The sequence below is a fragment of the Mycolicibacterium neworleansense genome (assembly GCF_001245615.1).
In the GTDB taxonomy this organism is placed as follows: domain Bacteria; phylum Actinomycetota; class Actinomycetes; order Mycobacteriales; family Mycobacteriaceae; genus Mycobacterium; species Mycobacterium neworleansense.
In genome coordinates, this window is sequence record NZ_CWKH01000002.1 from 916,261 (window position 1) to 938,452 (window position 22,192).

13 protein-coding genes and 1 pseudogene are annotated in these 22,192 nt (G+C 66.0%); 8 read left to right on the forward strand and 6 right to left on the reverse strand.

Features of this window, described 5'->3' with window-relative positions; all coding sequences use genetic code 11:
- The first annotated feature begins 10 nt into the window (after positions 1-10).
- Complete coding sequence (locus BN2156_RS20020; RefSeq protein ID WP_090516704.1) at positions 11-586, forward strand: TetR/AcrR family transcriptional regulator; 576 nt, start codon at positions 11-13, stop codon at positions 584-586.
- 11 nt (positions 587-597) lie between these two features.
- Positions 598-2,754 carry an FUSC family protein gene (locus BN2156_RS20025; protein WP_162839240.1) on the forward strand — a complete coding sequence of 719 codons (2,157 nt, stop codon included), beginning with the start codon at positions 598-600 and terminating at the stop codon, positions 2,752-2,754.
- Here the strand turns inward: BN2156_RS20025 and BN2156_RS20030 are convergent.
- The 3 genes from BN2156_RS20030 to BN2156_RS20040 all read right to left on the reverse strand — a co-directional run bounded on the left by BN2156_RS20030 (position 2,751) and on the right by BN2156_RS20040 (position 8,663).
- Entirely contained in the window at positions 2,751-6,368 is a 3,618-nt protein-coding gene (locus BN2156_RS20030; protein ID WP_090516705.1) for a WD40 repeat domain-containing protein, read from the reverse strand. The genes BN2156_RS20025 and BN2156_RS20030 overlap by 4 nt on opposite strands.
- Positions 6,365-7,666 (reverse strand): toll/interleukin-1 receptor domain-containing protein, encoded by a 1,302-nt coding sequence (locus tag BN2156_RS20035; RefSeq protein WP_159402855.1) that lies wholly within the window; start codon positions 7,664-7,666, stop codon positions 6,365-6,367. Before BN2156_RS20035 ends, BN2156_RS20030 begins: the two co-directional genes overlap by 4 nt.
- A 250-nt stretch (positions 7,667-7,916) precedes the next feature.
- Positions 7,917-8,663, reverse strand: a complete 747-nt coding sequence (locus BN2156_RS20040; RefSeq protein ID WP_090516707.1) for a TRP family putative cation channel — start codon at positions 8,661-8,663, stop codon at positions 7,917-7,919.
- Between the two features lie 227 nt (positions 8,664-8,890).
- Here BN2156_RS20040 and BN2156_RS20045 point away from each other — a divergent pair, with 227 nt between their 5' ends.
- The gene (locus BN2156_RS20045; RefSeq protein WP_090516708.1) at positions 8,891-9,721 is read left to right on the forward strand and encodes a caspase family protein; all 831 of its coding nucleotides are present in this window, start codon (positions 8,891-8,893) and stop codon (positions 9,719-9,721) included.
- A 13-nt stretch (positions 9,722-9,734) separates the two neighbouring features.
- A complete protein-coding gene (locus BN2156_RS20050; protein ID WP_090516709.1) occupies positions 9,735-15,440 on the forward strand; it encodes a CHAT domain-containing protein in 5,706 nt (1,901 codons plus the stop codon).
- Positions 15,441-15,447: 7 nt separating this feature from the next.
- Here the strand turns inward: BN2156_RS20050 and BN2156_RS20055 are convergent, their stop codons facing one another.
- Both BN2156_RS20055 and BN2156_RS20060 read right to left on the reverse strand, forming a co-directional pair.
- Positions 15,448-16,422 (reverse strand): pirin family protein, encoded by a 975-nt coding sequence (locus BN2156_RS20055; protein WP_090516710.1) that lies wholly within the window; start codon positions 16,420-16,422, stop codon positions 15,448-15,450.
- Positions 16,423-16,491: 69 nt separating this feature from the next.
- Positions 16,492-16,749, reverse strand: a pseudogene (locus tag BN2156_RS20060) (putative PEP-binding protein); the annotation flags it as partial.
- Positions 16,750-17,019: 270 nt separating this feature from the next.
- On the opposite strand from BN2156_RS20060, the gene BN2156_RS20065 reads away from it, so the two are divergent.
- From BN2156_RS20065 to BN2156_RS20080, 4 genes are read left to right on the forward strand one after another with little or no spacing between them, the layout of a single operon-like run.
- Positions 17,020-17,787, forward strand: coding sequence for a DeoR/GlpR family DNA-binding transcription regulator (locus tag BN2156_RS20065; protein WP_090516711.1), 768 nt, complete (start codon positions 17,020-17,022; stop codon positions 17,785-17,787).
- The gene (locus BN2156_RS20070; RefSeq protein ID WP_090516712.1) at positions 17,784-18,752 is read left to right on the forward strand and encodes a 1-phosphofructokinase family hexose kinase; all 969 of its coding nucleotides are present in this window, start codon (positions 17,784-17,786) and stop codon (positions 18,750-18,752) included. The genes BN2156_RS20065 and BN2156_RS20070 overlap by 4 nt, the downstream gene beginning before the upstream one ends.
- Positions 18,749-20,767, forward strand: a complete 2,019-nt coding sequence (locus tag BN2156_RS20075; RefSeq protein ID WP_090516713.1) for a PTS fructose transporter subunit IIABC — start codon at positions 18,749-18,751, stop codon at positions 20,765-20,767. Before BN2156_RS20070 ends, BN2156_RS20075 begins: the two co-directional genes overlap by 4 nt.
- A gap of 9 nt (positions 20,768-20,776) precedes the next feature.
- The gene (locus BN2156_RS20080; protein WP_029110534.1) at positions 20,777-21,034 is read left to right on the forward strand and encodes an HPr family phosphocarrier protein; all 258 of its coding nucleotides are present in this window, start codon (positions 20,777-20,779) and stop codon (positions 21,032-21,034) included.
- Between the two features lie 57 nt (positions 21,035-21,091).
- Here BN2156_RS20080 and BN2156_RS30590 read toward each other — a convergent pair whose 3' ends face one another.
- On the reverse strand, positions 21,092-22,066 hold the full coding sequence (locus BN2156_RS30590) for an IQM protein middle domain-containing protein (RefSeq protein ID WP_131725183.1): 975 nt from the start codon (positions 22,064-22,066) through the stop codon (positions 21,092-21,094).
- Positions 22,067-22,192: the final 126 nt, after the last annotated feature.

Genomic DNA, 22,192 nt, shown 5'->3' on the forward strand with positions numbered 1-22,192 from the left:
GTGGTGCCTCATGGCGGGGGTTGTTTCACGGGAGTCGTACTTCGAAACCGGTCTGGATGTGTTGTCCGACCTGGGGTACGGGGGCCTCAAACTCGCCGAGGTGTGCAACCGGTTGGGCGTCACGACCGGATCCTTCTACCACTACTTTCCGAATTGGGCCGCCTACACCCGGGAACTGATCGCCCACTGGCGCGAGGCCCGCACCTTGCGCGTGGTCGAGGCGATTCGCGCCGACCAGGATCCGCATCACCGCATCGAGTCCCTGATCGGCGAGGCACTCGCGCTGCCGCACGGCGCCGAAGCCGCCATCCGAGTGTGGAGCTCGTTGGATCCCTACGTCTACGACGTGCAGGCGGTGGTGGACCGGCTGCGTTTCGACATCATTTTCGAATCCGCCTACGAGATCATCGGTGACGAACGCAACGCCCGGTATTTCGCGGCGTGGAGTTTGTACCTGGTCGTCGGTTATGAGCAGACGACCCTGCCCCGCGAACCCGACACTCTGGAGTGGATCACCGGCCAGATGCGCGACGCGCTGGAATCGGGCCGGTTCACTCCGCCGCCGAGACCGGACCAACCGGTCTAACATCGGCGATCATGCTGACCCCGGCCGAGATCTGGCACCGGGCAGCTGATCGCCTGCGTAATTCACTACGCGCCAGAGATCCCGAGTACGACGCCCTGCGCCGCGCCCTGCGGGCCGCCATCGTCCTGCCCATCGCCGCTGCGGTGGGCTTCGCCGTCGGTGGTGACTCCCAGACCCCGCTGTTCGCCATCTTCGGCGCGGTCTCGCTGCTCATCACCGCCGACTTCCCCGGCAACCGGCCCGCGCGCGCGGTGGCCTACGGCGGCCTGGCCGTCAACGGCGCCATGCTGATCGTGCTGGGCACCGTACTGGCGCCCTATCCATGGCTGAGCGTTGCGGCGATGTTCGTCGTCGGCGTGGTGGTGTCCTTCTCCGGGGTGCTCAGCGAGATCGTCGCAGCCGGGCAGCGCGCCACACTGCTGCTGTTCGTCCTGCCGCTGTGCACGCCCGTCGGACCGATACCCGACCGGCTGCTCGGCTGGCTGATCGCCCTCGTGATCTGCGTGCCCGCCGCGCTGTTCCTGTTCCGGCCAAAGCATCACGACGAGCTGCGCCGCTACTCGGCGCGGGTGTGCCGCCTGCTGGCCGACCGGCTCGAAGGCCAAGCCTCGGCCCGCGACGTCACCCGCGCGATGAACAAGCTCTACGAGAGCTTCCTCGGCGCCGACTACCGACCCGTCGCGCTCAGCGCAGGCAGCCGGGCGCTGGTCCGCGTCGTCGACGACCTCGGCTGGATCTGCGACCAGGTCACCGATGACACCGGTGAACTGCTCGGCGCCATGCGTGACCCCGCGGTGCGGGTCCTGCGCGACAGCGCCGCGCTGCTGCGGATCCACGATCGCGCCGAACGTGCCGCGCGCGGAATCGATCTGCGGGCGGCACTGGCCGAACAGCGCACCGTGGCACAGAGCAGCTACCGCGACGACATCACCCGGATCCTGGATACCGCCGACGACGCGGCCGCCGTCGAACTCGGACGGGGCCTGCTGATCCGACGCACCATCTCAGCCACCATCGCGGTCACCGGAAGGGTTATCGGCAATGCGGCGCTGGCCGACGCGCGCCCGGTCTGGGCTCGGGTGTTGGGCCGGCGCCTGCCCGAAACCGGCGCTGCCGACTGGGTGATGCCCGAGGCCGTCGCTGTCGCGGCCATCGCCAAGGGCCTGGTGGCCACCCGGGCCGTCGTGCTGCGCAACAGCCTGCGTACCGGACTCGGATTGGCCGTGGCCGTCGCCGTCACTCACGTGTTCCCGGTGCAGCACGGCTTCTGGGTGGTTCTTGGCGCGATGTCGGTGCTGCGCAGCAGCGCGCTGACCACCGGGACCCGCGTGCTGCGGGCCGTGGCCGGCACCGCCATCGGCTTCGTGCTCGGCGCGGTGCTCATCGAGTTCGTCGGCGTCGACCCCGTGGTGCTGTGGATCCTCTTGCCGCTGGTGGCATTCGGGTCCGCCTATGTACCCGAAGTCGGGTCGTTCATCGCCGGACAGGCCGCGTTCACGATGATGGTGCTGATCAACTTCAACCTGATAGTCCCGACGGGCTGGCGGGTGGGCCTGGTCCGCGTCGAGGACGTCGTGGTCGGCGCACTGGTCGGCATCGTGGTGTCACTGCTGTTGTGGCCGCGAGGCGCGACAGCGTCGGTGTCGAAGGCCATCGACCAGGCCCGCGCCGTGGGTGCACAGTTCCTCAAGTTCGCCGTCCTGCGCGTCACCCGAGGTGCATCCGAGCAGGCCACCGACCGCGTCGTCGCGCTGGGCCACGACGCGCTGTCAGCATCCCGCACCCTCGATGACGCTGTCCGCCAATATCTTTCGGAGAACGGCGGGCCCAGCGACCAGCGCGCACCGGTGGTGCGAGCAGCAAACCGGGCCAACCGGGTTCGCGCCGCAGCCGAGCTGATCGCCGATGTCGTGCCTCCGCCGCTGGGCGTCTACGACCAGACCCGCTCGGTGATCGAGGAACATGCCGCAGCCATCTGCGCCCGGCTCACCGGCGACCACGCCACCTCGGTACTGGTGCCGATCGGAGAGAGCTTCGTCGTGTCGTTGCGCGCCGAGGCCGCTGGGACGGATCTCGCCGTTTCGGCGGCCCTGCCACTGGTGACGGCGGCCGCGCATCTCGGTGAGCTGGAGTTGTTGTACCCGCAGCCCGCCGAGTCGGTGGGTTAGCGCTGTCCGGCGTACTCGGATGCAGTCAGCTGAGTGCAGGGCGAGTCGTAGTCGATCCCGCGGGCGGTCTCACTCTCCCGTTCGGGCGTCAGATTGTGGGTGAGCTTGGCGCACAACAGGTTCGGATCGGGCTCGAGAACCGGCCAGACACGCAGCGTGCCGTCCCCACTGGACGACAGCAGTTTCTTTCCATCCGAACTGAAATGGAGACTCGTCACTGACGCCGAATGACCCGTGAGCGGCGCGCCGAGCTGCTTTTGGCCGTCTACATCCCAGAGCTGAATATTGCCGTCATCGCCACCCGATGCGATCGTGCGATTGTCGGGGCTCAGCGCCACGACAGCTGGGAGGGTGACCTGTGGCATGTCTTCGCCTTTGGGCTCGAAGGTGCCGGTATCCCACAACCGGAGTCGGTAATTGGCATACCCAACCGCCATCAAACTGCCGTCGTTGCTGAACACGATGCTCGCCACCCAGCTGTCACCCTTCATCGGCCGACCGATCCGCTCGCCGGTGTCCGAGTCCCACAGCTCAACCGTTCCTTGGACGCTGCCAGTGGCAACGATCTCACCGTCGTGGCTGAAGTTGAAGGTCGCGACCTCTTCCGTCGGCCGGATCAATGCTCCGACCGGCCGCATGGTGTCGGACTTGTATACCTGCAAAACGCTGGGTTCCAGCTTGACAGCGATTCGGGGGTTGGTTGTGTCATCGGCAACAACCTCCCGGTTGGGGCCAGGCGGGAGACTCAGCGCTTCGCCGATCGGTTTTCCGCTTCGCGCATCCCATAGCTGCGCGACGGTATTGGCCGTGTCGTGTGACAACGACAGGAGGCGGTTCTGGTCGACCGGGAACAGGTAACCCACGTCGGGGCCGTCCACGCGCAACGGCTCTCCGATCGGCTGCCCCGTCTCCGCGTCCCACCAGCGCACTGTCTTGTCGTCCCCGCCGCTGCCCGAACCGATACGGCGACCACCATCGAAGTATCCGGCCCAAGCCGCGTCTGAATGGCCCCGCATGGGTTGCCAACTGGTGGCATCCCACAGCCGGATACTCCCATCGTCACCGCCTGCTGAAACCAGCTCGCGGCTGTCTGGGCTGAACGCCAAGGTCCACACCGGAGATTCATGTCCGAGCAGGACGCTGGGCTCACTGCCGCCGGCCGCAACATCCCAAAGTTGAATCGCGTTGTCGTAGCTGGCCGAGGCGATGCGGGCCCCATCTGGGCTGAACGCCACACTCATCACAGCGGCATCGTGGCGCATCGGCTGGCCGACGGCCCGCCCGCTGACCGCATCCCACATCTGCACGGTCTTATCGGCGCTGCCGGAGGCGATGTGGGCACCGTCCGGACCGAACGCCACACTCATCACCCGGTCGCCGTGTGTCATCGGCGCCCCCACCGGCCTCCCGCTGACCGCATCCCACACCCGCACCGTCTTGTCGTAACCGCCCGAGACGATGTGTGAACCATCCGGGCTGAACGCCACACTCGCCACTGTGTCGCTGTGTCGCATCGGCGCCCCGACAGGCTTTCCACTCGCGGTGTCCCACACCCGCACCGTCTTATCCGCACCACCGGACACGATGCGAGAACCAGCCGGGCTGAACGCCACACTCATCACAGCGGCGTCGTGACGCATCGGCTCTCCCGCAGATTGCCCAGTGACGGCATCCCACACCCGCACACTGTTGTCTGCGCTACCCGACACGATGCGAGAACCATCCGGGCTGAACGCCACACTCGTGACCCGGTCGCCGTGTCTCATCGGCGTCCCGACCGGCTGCCCACTGACGGCATCCCATACCTGCACAACGCTGTCGGCGCTGCCGGACACGATGCGAGAACCATCCGGGCTGAACGCCACACTCCTGACGACGAACGGAAGGTCGATGACCTTGAGAAGGTTGCGCTCTTCGTTGAGCACCGTCAACAGATCGTAGTTGCGGCCGGCCTCTGTCGACGGTATGGCATACGCGGCCAGCAGCATCTGCATTGCATCAAAATCGTTGCTGCCCAGCGGCGATCGTCCCGCCAGCATCAGCAGCGACTCCCCGTACAACCGCTCCGCGGTCGCAGCCCGAAAGTGCTCCTGCGCCTCATTGCGTTGGCGAATGGCCCACACCCATAAGCTGGCGGCAACTACCGCGACGACCACGGCAGCAGCCAGCACCGCACGGAGCTGCCGCGTGCGCTTGAGAAGCGCCTGGGTCTGGCGCTGGGCCTCGATCTTGGCGCGTTCCTCCACCGCCAGTTGGGCCTGGGCAGCGCGCTCACGTTCGCGAGCACGCTCCGCGGCCTCCGCGAGCGCAGCCTTCTCCTTCTCTTTCTCCTCTTCCGCGAGCCGTCGGGACCTTTCCGCGTTCCGCTGATCGCGGTGGGACCGTACGGTGCCCGTGAGCACATCATGAATCAGCTCAATCCGTTGCGTGCCGTGGTATTCCGCGAGGCGGACCAGCCGTGAGTCGATCAGCTGATCGAGTTCCTCGCGCGTGAGGTGCGACGGAACCGCGTCCTCGACAGCCTCGAAGTCACGAAACCCGGTGGTCGTAATCAATTGGTTCTCAATGAATTCGGCCACCTCCGGCCGCATGCCACTCACGCACGAGGTGTAATAGTTCGGAATCGTCGAGCGACCATGCTCCTCGACGAGTTGCTCGTCGAATGCGGCTTTCCCGAGGCGCTTACGTTCCTCGTTGAGCTCGCGGCAGACCAAGCTGAGCAAGGTGGGTTCGACGTCGGTCGCGCCACGACGGTTGACACGAACATCGACATCGTGCGGTAAGACACCGGCACCGGTATGCAGACCCGCTCCGGCGATGATGTCCACCACCTGATGCGCGAGTTCGGGTGTCATCAGATGTTCGGCCGGTTTGTACACCGCCTCGAATGCCTCGTCAATACCCAAGGGAAGCAGCCGCATTCGCGAGCGGCCCAGCGCGGGACTGAAGCGGCACCAGTCCTCAAGGTGGGCAAGAAAATCTTCGCGCAGACTGATCAGCAGCTTGCAGTTGTGCGACCGCAAGTTGAAGCGCCGCGCCTCCGCCGGATCATCTTTGATTCGGGTGGCCAGGTCCGCGGGTATCCGGTTCTCGGCGAGGTCGGCAAGGTCGTACTTGAATGCCTCCACCTGATCGGGTACGCCCTCACCGAGCGTGAACAGCTCTTCGAACTGGTCGAGGACGAGCACCGGTGTCAGTAGGTAGTTCCGCGTACTCCACAGCTCGAGGTCCGCCCGATGCAGGTATTCCCAGAGTGATTCGTCGTCCCGGGGAAGCGTCGCATCGGGCGCTTCCGCTTGTAAGGCATGGCGGACCGCGTCGTGGAGCTGACAGCTGAGTGAGGCCGCGCCCGGCTTGAGGTCGAACCTGACATAGATCGGCAGATAGTTTTCGTTGCGCAACAACGGGAACAGGCCCGCGTGCAGCAATGATGTCTTACCCAGCCCTGAGCGTCCGAACAACACCGTGACGGGAGCGTCGAGAACCCTTTTGAGAAGCTTTTCGCATTCACGGACACGGCCGTAGAAAAAGCCTTGCGCGTCTTCGCAATACGACTCCAGCCCGGGCCACGGATTATCGGCGTCCAGTCTCGTCGTGATCGTTGCGTGCGTCATGCTGCATCATTACGTCGAATTTCCCGGATCGCGGAGATCAAATCCCTGGTCAGGTCCGCGTCGGGCTCGCCCCCTGGCGCGTGACCGAACTGGAAGTTCTTGAACTCCCGCGGTACTTGCTTGAACCGAGTCGCGTCACCGTCATAGTCATCGTCGATGACCACCGGCATGATGAAGCGCTGCCCGAGGATGCCGCGCGTTCGGTCGACGGCCTCGTTCCATTCCTTGAAGACGTAGCTTTCTTTCTTCCGCTCGGTGTTGGCGGAGATCACCGGGACGAACAGGCGGACGGTTTGACGAATGCAGCTGAGAATCTCCTCCTCCCAGGCGTCACCGGTGCGCAGTTCCCGCTCGTCGAGCCAGGCCACCCCGCCGAGTGCGGTGATCGCGTCATACAGTCGCCGTGCCGCTGCCACATCCTCGTGCTTGTAGCTGATGAAGATTTCCGCGTTGTCCAGCGACGGCGGTTCGATGTCTTGAGCTCCACCCCGAATTGGGCCGGGTGCGGCGGATGCGCGAGATTTCGGTTGCTTCGCCTCCCACCGTGTACGCAACTCCGCTACGAACTCGGTCGGCTCCATGTCCAACTGCTTGACCATCGTTCGCCGGCAGTATGTCGAGAAGAAGCTCGACAGCGACGGCTCACGGGAGTTTGCGGCGAAGAAGAACGGTTTACCGCCGAGTGCCAGTCGTTTGTCGCTGGACAGCCGAACGAGAAACCGCCCGAACCAGTCGGGGATCTGGCATCCGATGAACAACATCGGCTGATGCTTCAGCGGATAGTCGAGCCAGTCGGGGAGGCTGGCCTTCTCGGTCAGCAATGCATGGATCCACTCCAGGCGGTCCTCCTCGTGGATCGCGTACTCCGGCATCGCCGCGGTTTGACCGAACAGGCTGAGAACAACCGTGTCGGCCGGCGAAGGCTCCTTGGCATTGCGCTCTTGGTCGGGGGTGGACTTGTTCGGGGCGAACGAAATCTCACGTACGGGCCGGCCGCGAACAGTGCTCAACGCTTTTGCCAGCAATCGGTCAGGCGTTGTCGTCACGAACAACCGCAGATCGTCGATGGCCGCGAGGTCACTCAGCGCATCACCGGGCTCCGGATCGAGCTCCATCGTGATTTCGTCGATCACGCCATACAGGTCATCGACCTCGTCTCGACCACGCTCACGCAGAAACGCCGCCACAGCCTGATCGGTGGTCATGGTCCGGGGCGGAACGTTGAGGTCGAACCGCTCGGTCAGACGTTGACCCACCAGCGTGGTCAGGCTGTGCTCCGAGCCGTCGACCTTGACCATAGTTACGTCGGGCCCCACAACCGGTATCAGCAACCGGTGTCGGATATGCGAGAGAAGACTGCCCCAGAATTCCTCGTTCATGTCGAATAGCTCGATTCACATTGCGCCAGACAGCTGCCGGCGTCGCTGGGGGTGGCGCAGCACCAGCGCGGGTGTCCAGGGAACGCTCCAGGCACAGACCAATCGTCCTAGTCCGTGCGACGGCCGCGTAGCGTAGTCAACTACTCGAATTTGGCGGGACCGGGCGCGGTCAACTCACGTTGCGGCCGTCACCCAAAACAGTCTCGAGCAATTCAACGAGCCTTTCCGGAGCGTCCGCCGGAATCGAACGGATCAGCCCGGATCGGACCAGCGCCGCAGTCCGTTCATCTGTCGGCTGACCCGCCAACGCGCGCGCGAACGTGTCGGCTGTTCGCCCCGACCCGGCAATCGCCACCACGGGCCGTCCGGCTCGCACGCTCAGCTCAGCGTCGGAGTAGGCGATGTCGCCGCCGTTGATCAACACCGTGATCGACGGCGCGCTGTCGGCGAGAATCGTTGTGACCTCGGCGATCCAGGGAGTTTCGGCGCCCCAGTGGTCACCGGGCACGATCAGGAAGTGGGTGTGCCGCGGCTCCAGCTCGTAGCCCTGCGCATGGTCGGGCGCGGAGGCGTCGGGCAACTTCACCGTGCCGGCGGCAGCCACACCCAGGAGCGGAAACGCCGCTGCCGCGCGGGCCTCGCCGAACAGTTGCATGACCCCGGCCAGCGTTCCGCCGTCCACGCCGACTGCCCCGTACTTCTGCATCACGGGCGCTATGCCGGAATCGAACAGTGGACGGAGCCGGTCCATGCCGGTGGCGTCGAAGCCGCCGGCCCCACCCACCACCACTACGGTGGGCCGGGGCGGGATAAGCCCCAAAGCCGAGAGCGCCGATGGTAATTCCGTAGTTTCGGTGACCCGCACCGCAGCTGCTTCGCCCGCATTCGGAAACTGCAGCCGGAACGGTGACGTCACGAGCGGGCCGTCCTCTCCTCGCCGCTGCACACCGCGCGAAAGTAATCGTGCAAATTCGAGTACCCGACTACTCACGACCCCTCCGCGTCACGTGCACATACTGCAATTGCCCACCTGACGTGTCGTCGGTCTCAGGAGAGGATACTGCGATGCCCCACCAGGCCTGCTGCTTCTCCGGACCGGAATTTCATCAATCCTGACCGAGGCCTAATGCAAAGGAGAGCACCATGGCCAAGAAAGCGGTGCTCATCGGAGTCAATCGTTACCGAGTCCCGGGAAATGACCTACGCGGTTGCGTTCCCGATGTGAAGAACATGGCCAAACTGCTTCAGCGACAGTATGAATTCGAGTCCGACGATATTTCCTTGATCACGGACTTCAAGGCCACCAAGGAAGCGATCGAGGAAGCCATCACGGGGCTGATCCGCGGGGCCCGGCGCGGCGACGTACTGCTCGTGCACTACTCCGGTCACGGCTCCAATGTGCCCGACGACAACGGGGATGAGTCCGACAAGCGCGACGAGATCCTGTGCCCGACCGACCTCGACTGGGACGACCCACTGCGCGACGACTGGCTGCGCAGTGTCTTCGACGGACTGGCTGCCGGGGTGAGCCTCACGGTGATCACCGACTCGTGCCATTCCGGCACCGTCACGCGCGCCCTCGAACCGCCCGACGCCCCGGTCATCGAGCGATACCTGCCGAGCCCGTGGGACCTGGCGGCGGTGGAGTCAGGCCGCGCCCTGACCGGGACGACGCGGGGACTACGCCGTCACAAGCCGGGGGCCGACGTCGTCCACGTCGACATCCCCGAGGTACTCATCTCGGGCTGCCGCGCCGACCAGACCTCGGCCGACGCCGCCCTCGGCGGCGGCTACGCCGGAGCCTTGACCTACCACCTGGTCGAGGCCGTGACCGAATCCCGGACACCGCTGTCGTATCGGGAACTACACGACCAGACCTGTACGAAACTGAAACGCGGCCGCTACGAGCAGGTTCCGCAACTCGAAGGCAACGAAGCCCGCCTCGAGCAACCCTTCCTGTCGCCCCTCGACTAGCACCGTCGAAACGATGACCGTCAAGCTGCAGCTCTCCGGCCTCCAGGACAAGACTGACATCCACTCGACACGCGGAGGCATGCCCGGCGTCGACGCCGACACTCCCGGCACCGGCCTGCTCGACGCGGTCGAGGTGGTCGGCTCCTACAACCTGTCCCCATCGGCACGCGAGCAGAGCCCGAAGCCGCGTGCCATCAAGGTCGCCGACGACGCCATCCTCGAAATCGAGATCGAAGGCGGGTTCACCACCTGGGTTTCGGCCAAGCGGTACTACGAGGAAGCGCCGCTGCTCAAACCCGAAGCGATGGTCGGCGACGCCGTCAGCGTCGACACGCTCCCGCGCGCCTCGGAACGAGGTGTCAAGGAGTGGCTGACCACTCGGCTACGGGTGCTGCGACTGGATTCCGACGCCATCACCGACAAGGTCACCGATCCCGCACAGTGGCCGATCGACCTCATCGACGAGGCCAAGGACCTCGGAATCAACCTGCTGGCGAAGGTCCCCGCCTGGTTCGCCACCAAAGCGTTGATCCGGATGATCGAGAACAATCTCAGACCCGGCCCCGGCCTGTACAAGTGGGAGGACGCCACCCGCGAGGCCGTGACGCCGGCGCCCGCCCCCGTCGATTTCACGGGATTCGACGTCGACAAGCCTCTGCTGGTGTTCATCCACGGCACCGCTTCGTCCACCCGCGGCAGCTTCGGTTCCTTCCTGAACAACGAAGCGCAACCACAATGGCAAGAGTTGCAGCGGCTGTTCGGCGGCAACATCTACGCCTTCGAGCACCGCACTTTGAGCGAGAGCCCGATCGACAACGCCATCGAGCTGCTCACCGCGCTGCCCCGCAATGCCCGGGTCAGCATCGTGTCGCATTCCCGCGGCGGGCTCGTCGGCGATCTGGTCACGCTGACGTCGATCAACACCGAGCTCGTGGCGAACTTCAAACGTGGCAATTCCGATCTGGACCTGGCAGACCTGCATGACCGTAGGCAACTCGGCCGCCTCGCCGAACTCGTTGCGCACAAACAACTTCGAGTCGAACGGTTCGTGCGTTGCGCTTCGCCGTCGCGCGGCACCCTGCTGGCGGGCGAGAACATCGACGTCTTCCTGTCGGTGCTGACCAACCTCATCGGTTTCATTCCGGGTGTCGGCGGAACACCGCTTTACGAGGTGATCAAGCGGATCGCCCTCGAAATCGTCAAGAACCGGACCCTGCCGTCACTGGTGCCCGGGCTCGAAGCAATGATGCCGCAGTCACCGCTGGTCGCCCTGCTCAACAATCTGACCGATCCGGCGCTCGGCGCGATGGGCGTCATCGCCGGCGATATCCAGGCAGGCAACTGGCTCAAGAAGATAGGGGTGTTCGCCAGCGATCACGTCATCTACGAAGGCCGGGACAACGACCTCGTCGTCAACACCGACGCCATGTTCCACGGGGCCCGGCGGACCGCCGCCCGCTACGTATTCGACCAGGGCGCCGACGTCAGCCACTTCAACTACTTCGCCAATCCGAGCACGCGCGGGGCGCTTGTCGAGTGGCTCGCAGCACCCGCCGACAAGCCTCCAGCCATCTTCCGAGACATCGTGGCGAGCGAGCTCGATCCGGTGCCGATGCTGCGGTCGCTGCAGACCCGCGCCAACGCGGACCAGCCGATTGTCTTTGTCCTACCGGGCATCATGGGGTCGCACCTCAATATCGGCGAGCGCGAGGTCTGGATGCGCTACCTCGCCCTGCTGCGCGGCGGGCTCGGCGATCTCGCCGACGTCGCCGCGGCGAATGTACGTCCCGTCGCCCTGGTCGGCGACGGCTATCGCGAGCTGTGCGAGTTCCTACAGAACACTCACGAAGTCGTCCCGTTCGCCTACGACTGGCGCCGGTCGGTGACCGAGGCGGCCCGGCTGCTGATCGTCGAGCTCGAGAATGCCCTACGGCGAACGAAGCAGCCGGTTCGGATCATCGCTCACAGCATGGGCGGGTTGGTGGTCCGCGCGATGATTGCGCAAGCGCCCGACCTGTGGGACCGCATCTGTGACCGCGACGGCGGGCGCCTGGTCATGCTCGGCACGCCGAACCGCGGCTCGCACGACATCGTCGAATCATTGCTCGGCAGTGCTGCGACCGTCCAGAAACTCGCGCTGCTGGACCTGACGCACGACATGGCGGAGGTCGTCGACATCATCGGGAAGTTCCCGGGTGTGCTCGAGCTGCTGCCCGATGACGAGCGTTATTTCACGGTGTCGCACTGGCGTGATTGCCGGACCCAACGCGGCGGGGCGGCCGTCCCGGGCGAAGCCCTGCTGGATGGCGCACGAGAGACGCACGACGCCATCAAGGGCCACCTGTCGGGTCTGCCCCACCCGGATCGGGTGCACTACGTGGCGGGAACCTCGCCCCGCACGGTGAAGGGCGTCGACATCATCGACGGGCGGGTCGTCCTGGACTGCACGACGGAAGGCGACGGTCGGGTCACGTATCTCTCGGGCCGCCTGCCCGGCGTCCGGACCTGGTACATGGACGCGGTGCACGGCGACCTGGCCTCTCACGCACCGAGCTTCCCCGCGCTACAGGATCTGCTCGATTCGGGTACCACCTCACGGCTCTCGGACAGCCCACTCAGCGCGGCACGCGGCGGCGCGCACGAATTCCGGGCGCTGCCCGAACCGGTGCTCTATCCGACCGAGACCTCGCTGGCCGCCGACCTCCTGGGAAAGTCCGCGCGCAAGCCGTATCAAGAAGGCGCGCAGCCCAGCTTCCGGGTGTCAGTGGTGCACGACGACCTGCGCTACGCGCGGTACCCCATCGTGGTCGGGCATTACGAGGGCGACACCATCATCGGCGCCGAAGCCCAACTGGACGGGCTGCTGCGGGGTGCGCTGACGGAGCGCTATGCGCTGGGGCTCTACCCCGGCGAATTCGGATCCGTGGCGGTGGTCTTGCGTAAGCCGACAGCGGTGGAGAAGGCGCTGGCCCTGCCGACCGGCGCGATCGTCGTCGGCCTGGGGAAGTGGGGCGAGCTCAGCGCTGGCCAACTGAGCGATCTGCTTCGCCGCGCCGCCCTCCAGTACGTTCTCGAACGCCGCGACGGCCTGTCCGCATCACCGGAGGACGACCCCGCCGCGGAAAAGCTCGGGTTGTCGGTGCTTCTGGTCGGCGGCAACTCGACCGCGAACATCGCGGTGGGCGATTCGGTGGGGGCCATTCTGCGCGCGATCGGCCAGGCCAACCGCGAACTCGCCGACGGCAACAACAACGCACTCACCATCCAGGAAGTCGAGATCGTCGAGCTCTACGCCGACACGGCGATCGAGGCGGCCCATGCGGTCAAGCGTCTGGCTCCGCTGATCGGCAAGGAGCTCGACACCGAGATCGAGGCGACTCAGCTTCTCCGGCGCGGCCGGGAGGGCCGGCGGCGCCTGACGGCCTCGGCGGGCCGTCAGCATGCGTGGCGCCGGTGGGAGGTCAGCGTGGTGGTGCCACCGCGCAAGCCCGAGCCGCCCTGCCTGCCCAAGCCGCTGGCCGACCGGCTCAAGCGCGCCGTGCTCGAATCCGGCAACGCTGAGCCGGAACTCCTTGCCGCGCTGGCGGAATTGGCGATCAGCGCACCCGGCCAGGTTGAAGCCCACCGCCAGATCAAGTTCCTCACCCTGTCCGACCGCGCCCGCGCCGAGGCGACCTCACAGCAGCGGCAGCCCGAGCTGGTGGACCGGCTGATCAAGGACTCGATCTCCCAAACCCGGTTCCGGCCAGAGGAATCGCGAGTGCTGTTCGAGCTCACCGTTCCCAACGAGCTCAAGTCCGGGCTCGCACAGGTCGACAACCTGGTGCTCGTCCTGGATGCCGAAACCGCCGCCTATCCATGGGAGCTGATGAGCGCCGGTGACAAGGCTCTGTGTCTCGACAAGGCTCTGGTGCGGCAGTTGCAGACAACGAACTACCGTCCACAGATCGGCGCGCGGGCAGGCACGGCGGCCTACGTTGTCGGCGATCCGCTGGTAAGCCCGCCGTTCAATCAATTGCCCGGAGCGATGGCCGAAGCCGGCGCGGTGTACGACCTACTGCGCGGACGCTTCGACGTCGACAAGCCCGTCACCAAACCGACGGCGCTCGAGGTGCTCGCCGGACTGTACCGAAAGCCCTACCGCATAGTGCATCTCGCCGGTCACGGCTACTACGAACCCCCGGCCACCGCCGACGGCAAGGCCCGCAGCGGGATGGTGCTCGACAATGGCGTCTTCCTCACCGCCGTCGAGGTCGGCCAGATGCAGCAGGTACCCGAACTGGTTTTCCTCAACTGCTGCCACATCGGCCAGACCGGGCCCGAGGCCCCGGCGCGCACCCCTGCCGTCGAGTTCAATCGCCTGGCCGCCAGCGTTTCCCGCGAATTGATCGAGATGGGCGTACGCGCGGTGGTGGCCGCCGGCTGGGCCGTCAAAGATGACGCAGCCAAGGAATTCGCCCAGAAATTCTACGAATGCATGCTCGGCGGAGAGACTTTCGGGTACGCCCTCAAGGCCGCTCGCGGCCACACTCACGACCAGTTCCCCGACAGCAACACCTGGGGCGCGTACCAAGCGTACGGTGATCCGGACTACCGGCTCGATCCCACTGCCACCGGCACCACGGCGGCCGGGCCGGGACGGGTGGATGTCGCCGAGTTCATCGAGGCGGTGAACTACGTCGGCCGCAAGCCGGAAGTCGGTTCGACGAACCTGATTTCGCCCAGCCTGGCCACCCAGCAGCTCAACGCGCTGGTGCAGGAATGTCCTGCCGACTGGCTGGAGCAGACCGATGTTCAGATGGCGATCGGCTACGCGTACGGCAATCTGCGGCGATTCGAGGATGCCCGCCGATACCTGATCGCCGCGCTAGCCGGGGAGGGTGAAACGTCGACGACGACCATGCGGGCCGTCGAGCAACTCGCCAACTTCGAGGCACGCATGGCCAACGATCTCGCCGACAGCGACCCCGAGCACGCCCAGGAGCTGTATGGAAAGGCCATCGAGCGCCTCGAGCGGCTCCTCGAGGTGTCCAAGACTGCCGAGCGGTACAACCTGCTGGGTAGCGCCTACAAGCGTCGGGCCGCTGCCGAACCGACCGCCGGGACCGCCAGGAAGATGCTGTGTCGAGCGTCCGACCTCTACCGTCAGGCGCATCTGCTCACCATGCAGCGTCAATGCCTCGACCCGTACGCAGTGCTGAACTGGCTGACCCTGGCGGCGATCCTGGACAAACCGGTGCCCGACGCTGATGCGCTGATCGATCGTTGCGAGGTCACCGCGCGCGAGCGGTTCTCGATTGACCGCACGTTCTACACGGCGGTCTCGATCGCCGACGCGGCCCTGGTGCGGGCGCTCAGATCAGGCCGGCTTGGGCAGAATGGCCAGGCCGGGGACCAGGAAGTTGCCCAGCTGCTGACCCGTTTCGAAGAAGTGGTCCGGCTGGCGGTGCCAACCCCGGGCAACCTCGATTCGGTCTGCACGCACCTGACCGTCACCGGCAAGCTGCTGATCAAGATTCAGCCCAACCGCGCCAGCAGCCGGATCACCGTGGCTCATCTCGCTGAAATGTGCCGGCGCATCGCCGGCGATCAACGCAACGGGCAGAGCGCCGAACCCACTGCCGCCACGATTCCGACCAACGGGTCCGCCCCGAAAGCTGGTGCCGTGCAACCCAAGCCGCCCAAGCGCAGGCCGGGCGGCGTCGGGATATCGGCGTAGTTGACCGTCAGCTCAGAGGCCGGTGCGGCATCAGCGCGTTCGGCGGGATCTGGCCGAACTTGCCCGCCTGGTAGTCCTCCAGTGCCTGGATGAGCTCGGATTTCGAGTTCATCACGAACGGGCCGTAGTGGAAGACGGGTTCACGAATCGGCTTGCCGCCCAGCAGCAGAACCTCCATCGCGGGACGGTTCGAGTCCTGGTTTGCCTCGGCCGAGACCGTGATGCGGTCGCCGGGGCCCAGCACTGCGAGCTGGCCCTGCTGGATGGGATGTGCCACCGGGCCGACGCTGCCGCGTCCGCTCAGCACATACACCAGCGCGTTGAAGTCGCGGTTCCACGGCAGGTTCAGCTGCGCCCCTGGCTCGATCGTGGCGTGCGCCATGGTGATCGGGGTGTGGGTGCTGCCCGGGCCCTGCGCACCGTCGATCTCGCCGGCGATGATCCGGACCAGTGCTCCGCCGTCCTGAGAGGACAGCAGCTTCGCATCGGGACCTTCGATGGCCTGGTACCGCGGCGTCGCGAACTTGTCCTTCTTGGGCAGGTTCACCCACAGCTGGATGCCGTGGAAGGTGCCACCGCTCTCGACGAGCTCGGCCGGCGGGGTCTCGATGTGCAGGATGCCAGATCCGGCGGTCATCCACTGGGTGGCGCCGTCGGTGATCAGTCCACCGCCGCCATGCGAATCCTGGTGGGCGAAGCGGCCGTCGATCATGTAGGTGACGGTTTCGAACCCGCGGTGCGGGTGCCAATCGGTGCCGCGCGGCTCGCCGGGCTGGTACTCGACCTCACCCATCTGGTCCATGTGAACGAACGGGTCTAGGTCTGCGGCGCTCACTCCGCCGAAGGCGCGCACGACGGGGAATCCCTCGCCTTCGTATCCGCGCGGGCCGGTCGTGATCGAACGGACCGGGCGTTCGGTGTCCGACGCCTGAGCTGCCGCAATACGGGGCAGGGTCAAGGTGTCTGCGGTGATGGCTGGCATCTCCTACCTCCTGTTTGTAGTCTGATGCCAGCTATAACCGGACTGCGGTCCGATTATTCCCGCCGCCTGTCAGGACAGAGCAGCCAGCGCGGCCTCCCGGGCCTCGGCAGCAGAGGCCGTGGCCAGCACCGCGTCGGCGGCCGCGCGGCACTGCTGCAGCGTCACCTGCGAGATGCGCGCACCCACGGCCGCGATCGCCGCCGGCGCCATCGACAACGACGTCACTCCCAGACCCACCAGGACAGCGGCCAGCAGCGGGTCGGCTGCGGCCTCACCGCAGACGCCGACCGGCTTGCCCGCCGCCGCTCCGGCGTCCGTCGCCGCGGCCGCGAAACGCCCGGCCTCGGCCGGGCGGTCGGCTTCATCGATGTCCGCGGCCGGAACCTGAATCTCCGGGAGCCTGCTGACCCGGATCACCGGTGCGTACTGCACACCCGGGACCACTGGAACCCCGCGCAAGACAGTCGGTGACGCAACCGGAGATGTAGTGCTCATGTGAGACAGATTACAAGAATCCATTGACAAGTCAACACACTCAAGCGTAAAACAACAAATATCAACATTAATGCAGGCTCTAACCCACACAAACGGAGGCTCATGTACGCCGAGGAGCGCCAGCAGGCCATCGCCGCGCTGGTCATGAGCAGGGGCCGCGCCTCGGTCGCCGAGTTGGCGCAGGCATATGACGTCACCACCGAGACCGTCCGCCGGGACCTTGCCGTACTCGACAAGGCCGGTGTGGTGCGTCGCGTCCACGGCGGGGCGGTCCCGGCCCGGGCTCTTCACCTGGTGGAAGCCGGCGTCGGAGAACGCGACACCACCCGCGCCACTCAGAAAGATGCGATCGCCGCCGCCGCTGTCGACTTCTTCCCCCTCAGCGGCGCCAGTGTGCTGCTGGATGCCGGCACGACCACCGCCCGCGTCGCCGCGCAACTACCGACGGACCGGGAGCTCACCGTGGTGACCAACTCGGTGCCGATCGCCGGACATCTGGCCGCGATGCCCACCGTCACCCTGCAACTGCTCGGCGGACGGGTCCGCGGCCTGACCCAGGCCGCCGTCGGTGAGCAGGTGCTGCGGGTACTCGAGACCCTGCGGGTGGACATCGCGTTCATCGGCACCAACGCCATCAGCGTGCGCCATGGGTTGTCGACCCCGGACACCGAAGAGGCAGCGGTCAAGCGAGCGATGGTGCAGGCCGCGAATTACGTTGTGGTCGTAGCAGACTCGTCCAAGGTTGGTGAAGAGGACTTCGTCAGCTTCGCCCCCATCGAGTGCGTCGACACCTTGATCACCGACGACGAGATCTCGGGCACCGACCGGGCACTGCTCACCGAGCACGGCGTCGAGGTGGTGACCGCATGATCATCACGGTCACCCCCAACCCCAGCCTGGACCGCACCGTCACCGTGGGATCGCCGCTGACGCGTGGCGCCGTGCAGCGCGTCGACTCCGTCACCGTGGAACCCGGCGGCAAGGGCATCAATGTGGCCCGTGCCCTGACGTTGGCCGGCGTCTCCGCCGAAGCGGTGCTGCCCGCCGCCGACGACGATCCATTGCTCGCCGGTTTGCGGACGCTTGGTGTGCCCTTCATCGGCGTTCCCATTGCCGAGCCGGTCCGCACCAATTTCGCCATCACCGAACCCGACGGCACCACAACGAAACTCAATGAGCGTGGCGCGGTCGTGGACGCCGATGCGCTCCAAGCGCTCACCCGCTGTGTGCTGGCCAAGGCGCAGAACGCATCGTGGGTGGTGATGTCCGGATCGCTGCCACCCGGGATCCCGGTCGACTGGTACGCCCACGTGGTGAGGCTTCTGGCCCCGCTTGGCTGCCGGGTCGCCGTCGACACCTCCGACGCGCCGCTGGCAGCGCTGGCGGCCGCATTCGAGGTGGCCGCACCCGATCTGATCAAGCCCAACGCCGAGGAACTCGCCGACCTCGCCGGAGTGCCCGCCGCCGACTTGGAACACGCTGCCGCCCAAGGCGATACAACGGCCGTGGTGGCCGCGGCCCGCCAGCTCGTCGCACGTGGTGTCGGCACGGTGCTGGCCACACTGGGTGCAGCCGGCGCCGTACTCGTCGACAACGACGGCGCCTGGGTGGCCACGCCGCCACCGATCGTTCCGCGTAGCACCGTCGGCGCCGGGGACTCCTCATTGGCCGGCTACCTGCGCGCCGTCGTCGCCGGCGCCGAAGCCCCACAGCGACTACAGATGGCCGTCGCCTACGGCAGTGCCGCTGCGGCCCTCCCCGGATCAGCCCTGCCCGGTCCAGCCCAACTCGACCTCGAAGCCGTCCGTACCCACCCCGTGAAGGTGCCACTATGACCCAACCGATCATCACCCCCGGTCTGGTCCTGCTCGACGTCGACGCGGGCGGTGACAAGGAAGCAGTCATCACCCGTCTGGTCGGCGCGCTCGCCGAGGCGGGCCGCACCACCGACAGCGACGGACTGGTGGGCGCCGCGATGGCACGCGAGGCCCAGTCCGCCACCGGGCTGCCCGGCGGCATCGCGATTCCGCATTGCCGCTCCCCCTACGTCGATACCCCGACGATCGGATTCGCCCGGCTGTCACCCAAAGTCGACTTCGGTGCACCCGACGGCCCCGCCGACCTCGTATTCCTGATCGCCGCACCGGAATCCGGTGGAGCCGAGCACATGAAGCTGCTGTCGAGCCTGGCCCGCGCGCTGGTCCGCAAAGACTTCGTGGCCTCCCTGCGTGAGGCCGCCGACGTCGACGAGGTGGTGGCGCTCGTCGACGGTGTGGTGAATCCGGCGCCCGCCGCTCCCGTTCCTGCACCAGTCGCCGAGCCCGTCAAGGCCGTATCGATCGTCGCGATCACCGCCTGCCCCACCGGCATCGCCCACACTTATATGGCGGCCGATGCACTCAAGCAGGCCGCCGAGACCGCCGGCGTCAACTTGGCCGTCGAAACCCAAGGGTCGTCCGGCAGCACGCCGTTGTCCGCAACCACCATTGCGGCAGCGGATGCGGTCATCTTCGCCACCGACGTCGGGGTCAAGGACAAGCAACGCTTCGCGGGCAAACCCGTCATCGCCTCCGGCGTGAAACGCGCCATCAACGAGCCCGACACGATGATCTCCGAAGCGATCAGTGCCGCAAACGATCCCAACGCCCCGCGGGTGGCCGGCTCTGTTGGCGAGGCTGCTCCGGCCGCGTCGGGCGACGTGGGCTGGGGCACCCGCACCCGCCAGATCCTGCTCACCGGCGTGAGCTACATGATCCCGTTCGTCGCGGCCGGTGGCTTGCTCATCGCACTGGGATTCCTGTTCGCCGGGTACGACATCGGCAACACCCCTGAGGGACAGCCGAGCCCGCTGGCCTACGGCATGAACTCGCTGGGCCACCACATCGCCGTCACCAACACCCTGGCAGACCTCCCGCCCGGCGGCCTGACGCAGTACCTCGGAGCGGTGCTGTTCACGCTCGGCGGGTTGGCCTTCATGTTCCTGGTGCCGGCCCTGGCCGGCTACATCTCCTTCGCGATCGCTGACCGGCCCGGTATCGCACCCGGTTTCACCGCAGGTGCCGTGGCCGTGTTCGTCGGCGGCGGATTCATCGGCGGCATCGTCGGCGGCCTGATCGCCGGATTCGCCGCGCAGTGGATCAGTTCCTTCAAGGTGCCGCAGTGGTTCCGGGGGCTGATGCCCGTGGTGGTGATCCCCCTCGGTGCGTCACTGATCGTGGGCCTGTTGATGTTCCTGCTGCTCGGGCGTCCGCTGGCCGCGCTGACCACCGGCCTGACCAACTGGCTCAGCGGCATGACCGGAACCTCCGTCGTGGTTCTCGGCGTGATTCTCGGGCTGATGATGTGCTTCGACCTTGGCGGTCCGGTCAACAAGGCGGCCTACGCATTTGCCACCGCAGGCCTCAACGTCGCCGATCCCGCCACCCTGCGCATCATGGCCGCGGTGATGGCGGCCGGGATGGTGCCGCCGCTCGCCATGGCACTGGCATCGACACTGCGGCCCGGGCTGTTCACCGAACCTGAGCGCGAAAACGGCCGCGCCGCATGGCTGCTGGGTGCCTCCTTCATCTCCGAAGGTGCAATCCCGTTCGCCGCGGCCGATCCGCTGCGGGTGATCCCGTCGATGATGCTCGGCGGCGCCGTCACCGGCGGGCTGATCATGGCATTCGACGTCACGCTCAAGGCACCGCACGGCGGCATCTTCGTATTCTTCGCGATCGGCAACCTGCTGTGGTTCCTGCTCGCCCTGGCCGCCGGCACCGTCGTCGCCGCCCTGGCGGTCATCACCGCCAAACAATTCGCCAAACCATCCATCACCACGCCGGAGACACCGGCGCTGGCCACCACCTAAGGAGAAACAATGCCCAGCAAGACTGTCACCGTCGGTTCGGCCATCGGCCTGCACGCCCGCCCCGCCGCGATCATCGCCGAGGCCGTGGTCAACGCAGGAGTCCCGGTCACCCTGTCCATGGATGGCGGCGAACCCGTCGACGCCGGTTCGGCCCTGATGATCATGACGCTGGGCGCCGGCAACGGAGCCCAGGTGACCGTGGAATCCGACGACGCCGACGCATTGGCCACCGTAGCCGGGCTGGTGGAGCAAGACCTGGACGCGTAGGTAGGCGCGAGCATCTCCATCGGTTCGACAACCCAATCGCGCGCCCAGCTTTCACCGCTATTCCCCCGCCGCGAAATCGAATAGCACGTCCGCCGTGCTGACACCTCGTTGTTGCAACTCACCCACGAGGATCTGGTCGCCGAATCGCGTTGGCGGGTAGTGGCCGCTGTGGTCGGTGAGAACCAGCAATCGCCCTTCGCGAACGCGAAACTCACCCGCCGCTGCCACCGGACCGCCTCCGGACAACGTCGAGTGGTGGATACGCGAAACAACGCGCCTCAGCGAGACATAGAAGTTACCGTGCGGATCCATGATGAACAAAGCGAATTCAGCATTCGGACGCCAGCTCGCCGAAGCCATCCGGGTGTCCAAGACGCCTCCGTCGATGGTTCTGAATCGCCCCTCTTTGTCGATCACAACCCGATGGCGTTCGAGCCGCTCGGCGGACCACCGCTCGACTCCCGACGGCTGAGGTTCGAGATCAGGCAGGACGCGCCTTTGTGTGGAGCGGGCCTGGTGCCCCGTCTGCTCAATTGCCGTCAGCTGTGTGGGCTGCAGCATCAGCACACGACTGATCTGATCCATAATCTGTCGGACTTCGTGTTTGCCGCTCACCACAAGCGCAACACCTCGATCGCTCAGCTTTGCCGGAGCCAAGAATCCCACAACGGCACCCGACTCCAGCCGAAGCAACAATCCAGGTTCTTGCTTGCCCGCGATATCGCCGAATTCGAAACCCAGACGTTGGCTCACTTCAAGCTGACGCAGTTCAATTCTTGCGATGGGTTGGACCTCCCCCAATAACTGCTCCCAGTTGTCCAGTCGCAGCTCCAGAACTGGAGGCAACACCCAGGGGTAATTTCGCCGAAGCTCCATGGCCAACGCCTCTAGGAATTGGCGAATATCATTCTCGGAATGTGGTGTCGTCGCCAGACGGACCGATCCAGCCTGGGCAAGAGCAGCCTCGATTGCGTCAAGATAGGCCTGAGGTCCCCCGACGAGGCATCGCTGTACGACCATCGAACGCGACATATCAATCGCTCCGCGACTATCCAGGGTGCGGACGTACTTTAGACAATAAAGTATCTGGATAATCCTGCCATGCCACCACATGGTCGCTAACCACCTGCCTTTACCGAGAAATTTGAACGCCTGCGA

Excerpts from the sequence above, each read along its gene's own strand:
- BN2156_RS20020 (WP_090516704.1), top strand. The coding sequence starts at position 11 with ATGGCGGGGGTTGTTTCACGGGAGTCGTACTTCGAAACCGGTCTGGAT.
- BN2156_RS20025 (WP_162839240.1), top strand. The coding sequence starts at position 598 with ATGCTGACCCCGGCCGAGATCTGGCACCGGGCAGCTGATCGCCTGCGT.
- BN2156_RS20030 (WP_090516705.1), bottom strand. The coding sequence starts at position 6,368 with ATGACGCACGCAACGATCACGACGAGACTGGACGCCGATAATCCGTGG.
- BN2156_RS20035 (WP_159402855.1), bottom strand. The coding sequence starts at position 7,666 with ATGGTCAAGGTCGACGGCTCGGAGCACAGCCTGACCACGCTGGTGGGT.
- BN2156_RS20045 (WP_090516708.1), top strand. The coding sequence starts at position 8,891 with ATGGCCAAGAAAGCGGTGCTCATCGGAGTCAATCGTTACCGAGTCCCG.
- BN2156_RS20050 (WP_090516709.1), top strand. The coding sequence starts at position 9,735 with ATGACCGTCAAGCTGCAGCTCTCCGGCCTCCAGGACAAGACTGACATC.
- BN2156_RS20055 (WP_090516710.1), bottom strand. The coding sequence starts at position 16,422 with ATGCCAGCCATCACCGCAGACACCTTGACCCTGCCCCGTATTGCGGCA.
- BN2156_RS20065 (WP_090516711.1), top strand. The coding sequence starts at position 17,020 with ATGTACGCCGAGGAGCGCCAGCAGGCCATCGCCGCGCTGGTCATGAGC.
- BN2156_RS20070 (WP_090516712.1), top strand. The coding sequence starts at position 17,784 with ATGATCATCACGGTCACCCCCAACCCCAGCCTGGACCGCACCGTCACC.
- BN2156_RS20075 (WP_090516713.1), top strand. The coding sequence starts at position 18,749 with ATGACCCAACCGATCATCACCCCCGGTCTGGTCCTGCTCGACGTCGAC.
- BN2156_RS20080 (WP_029110534.1), top strand. The coding sequence starts at position 20,777 with ATGCCCAGCAAGACTGTCACCGTCGGTTCGGCCATCGGCCTGCACGCC.
- BN2156_RS30590 (WP_131725183.1), bottom strand. The coding sequence starts at position 22,066 with ATGTCGCGTTCGATGGTCGTACAGCGATGCCTCGTCGGGGGACCTCAG.